Here is a 2,213-nt window from a genome sequence, read left to right as displayed (position 1 = left end):
ATAGCCACTTGAATTTCTATATACATTCTGAATAAAGGATACGGATTATGTTCGGCAAACAACTTTTTGAAGAAGTCAGCTCCAAAATCAGCGAAACCATCGCCAACAGCCCTGCCAAAGACATGGAAAAAAACGTTAAAGCCATGCTCGGCAGCGCGTTCAACCGCATGGACTTGGTGACCCGCGAAGAATTCGACATCCAACAACAGGTTTTGATTAAAACCCGTACCAAACTGGCCGAATTGGAAGCCCGTTTGGTCAAACTCGAAGCCGCTCAAGAGCCTGAAGAAGCTGCTTTGAAAGCGGCCGAAGCTGCTGCGGAAGAAGCTGTTGCCGAAATCAAACAACAAACTGAAGCTGCCGAATAAGGCCGTCTGAAACATGTCGCTTGCTTTGGTTTACAGCCGCGCCTTAAGCGGCATGAATGCGCCGTTGGTCGAAGTGGAAGCCCACCTTGCCAACGGCTTGCCACATTTCAATATCGTCGGCTTGCCCGATACTGAAGTCAAAGAAAGCCGCGACCGTGTGCGTGCCGCCATCATCCAAAGCGGTTTCGACTTCCCCGCCAAGAAAATTACCGTCAACCTCGCACCGGCCGACCTCCCCAAAGAATCCGGCCGTTTCGATTTACCGATTGCCTTGGGCATTCTTGCCGCATCGGGACAAATTAATCCTGAAAAGCTCGCGCAATATGAGTTTGCCGGAGAATTGGCGCTGTCCGGGCTGCTGCGTCCCGTACGCGGCGCGCTGGCCATGGCATGGCAGGGAATGCAGGCAGGTCGTTCGTTCGTCTTGCCGCAAGAAAATGCCGAACAGGCTGCCGTTATGCGCGGTATCGCGGTTTATGGTGCGCGTTCTTTAGGCGAAGTGGCCGCACATTTAAACGGTATCGAACCGCTGACACAAACTGAATGCAAGCTGACGCAAAGGCCGTCTGAACAAAGTAAAATACCTGATTTAGCCGATGTTAAAGGCCAGCATACCGCTCGCCTTGCTTTAGAAATCGCAGCGGCAGGCGGACACAGCCTGTTGATGATGGGCCCGCCGGGTACGGGCAAATCCATGCTTTCGCAACGTTTGCCCGGCATCCTTCCGCCTTTGACCGAAGACGAATTGGTCGAAGTATGGGCTTTGCGTTCGCTCCTGCCCAACCATCAACAGCAACTCGACAGCAACCGTCCTTTCCGCAGCCCTCATCACAGTGCCAGCTCGGCTGCTATGGTGGGTGGCGGTTCAGACCCGCGTCCGGGCGAAATTTCATTGGCGCACCACGGAGTGTTGTTTTTAGACGAATTGCCCGAGTTTGACCGTAAAGTATTAGAAGTGTTGCGCGAACCTTTGGAAAACGGCGAAATCCATATTTCCCGCGCCGCACGCCAAGCAGTTTATCCGGCCAAGTTCCAACTTGTCGCCGCCATGAACCCCTGCCCTTGCGGCTATCTTGGTCATCCATCCAAACCTTGCTGCTGCACGCCTGAAAGCGTTGCCCGCTACCGCAACAAAATTTCAGGGCCATTGCTCGACCGTATTGATTTAACCATCGAAGTACCCAGCCTTTCCGCTGCCGAATTGATGCAACAAGAAGCAGGCGAATCCAGTGCCACAGTATTGGAACGCGTTACCGCCGCACGCAAAATCCAATACAACAGACAAGGCAAAGTCAATGCCGAACTGAGTGTCAGCGAGCTCGATGGTAAAGCCCGCATCCAAAAAGAAGCGCAAGAAGCCTTGGGAACCATGCTCGAAAAACTATCCCTTTCCGCTCGAAGCTTCCACCGCATCATGCGCGTTGCCCGTACGCTGGCTGATTTGGCAGGCGACGAAGAAGTCAGCAAAACCCATGTGATGAAAGCCATCGGCTTCCGTCGCGCCCTTTAACTTTTCAGACGGCCTGAATCTTTATGTTTAAGTAAAACTAGAGTAAACAAAGCATCAGGATTTTGCCGTCCATAACGGTTATTGATAAAATATCGAATCCAAACTCAGACAGTCTCCCTTCAGGCCGTCTGAACACATTATTACAAGGTAAGTCATGAAAAAATCTACACAATATGGCAAAGGCTTGGCCGGTTTCTTTTTCGGCCTGATACTGGCAACAGGTATTATTGCCGGTATTTTGTTCTTCTTGAACCAAGGCAACCAAAACGTTTTCAAAGAGCTGACTCAGCCTAAACAAAGCGAAGAACCTGAAATCCTGAAACCTCAGGACAAAG

2 protein-coding genes and 1 pseudogene are annotated in these 2,213 nt (G+C 51.3%); all 3 read left to right on the top strand.

The features are described 5' to 3' along the window. The first annotated feature begins 47 nt into the window (after positions 1-47). Positions 48-368 carry an accessory factor UbiK family protein gene (locus ACTHUE_RS16230; RefSeq protein WP_004521053.1) on the top strand — a complete coding sequence of 107 codons (321 nt, stop codon included), beginning with the start codon at positions 48-50 and terminating at the stop codon, positions 366-368. Between the two features lie 13 nt (positions 369-381). Then, positions 382-1,878, top strand: a complete 1,497-nt coding sequence (locus ACTHUE_RS16225; protein WP_049337086.1) for a YifB family Mg chelatase-like AAA ATPase — start codon at positions 382-384, stop codon at positions 1,876-1,878. 154 nt (positions 1,879-2,032) lie between these two features. Next, positions 2,033-2,213, top strand: a pseudogene (locus ACTHUE_RS16220) (cell division protein FtsN); the annotation flags it as partial.

The sequence above is a fragment of the Neisseria sp. P0021.S005 genome (assembly GCF_051956955.1).
This window is presented reverse-complemented; position numbering and strand designations above follow the sequence as displayed.